At 61.7% G+C, this 494-nt stretch carries 1 protein-coding gene; it reads left to right on the top strand.

The annotated features are described in order from the left end of the window. The coding region (locus M5B99_RS29800) for a TOBE domain-containing protein (RefSeq protein ID WP_248807480.1) at nt 1–432 on the top strand (432 nt) is incomplete at its 5' end. Nucleotides 433–494 lie beyond the last annotated feature (62 nt).

The following is a 494-nucleotide window of genomic DNA, read 5'->3' on the forward strand; positions in this document are numbered from 1 at the left end:
GTGGACATCTACGAAACCCCGGTCAGCCGGATGGTCTGCGAGTTCATCGGTAACGTGAACACCTTCGACGGCACGGTCATCGACGATGCCGAGGGCCACGCCGTCATCGATTGCAAGGACCTGGACCGCGATATCTACGTCGGCCATGGCGTCAGCACCTCGGTGCAGGACAAGTCGATCACCTATGCGATTCGCCCGGAGAAACTGCTGGTCACCCTGCAAAAGCCCGAGTGCCAACACAACTGGTCCAGCGGCAAGATCCACGACATCGCCTACCTGGGCGGGCACTCGGTGTTCTACGTCGAGTTGCCGAGCGGCAAGCTGGTGCAGTCCTTCGTCGCCAACGCCGAGCGCCATGGTACACGGCCGACCTGGGGTGACCAGGTCTACGTCTGGTGGGAAGACGACAGCGGCGTGGTACTGCGCTCATGAACCTCAAATCCCTGGTGCAACGAATCACCCCCAGCGGCCGTCATACGGTCATCGGGATCCCC

The organism is Pseudomonas sp. MWU13-2100 (assembly GCF_023242365.1).
Classification (GTDB): domain Bacteria; phylum Pseudomonadota; class Gammaproteobacteria; order Pseudomonadales; family Pseudomonadaceae; genus Aquipseudomonas.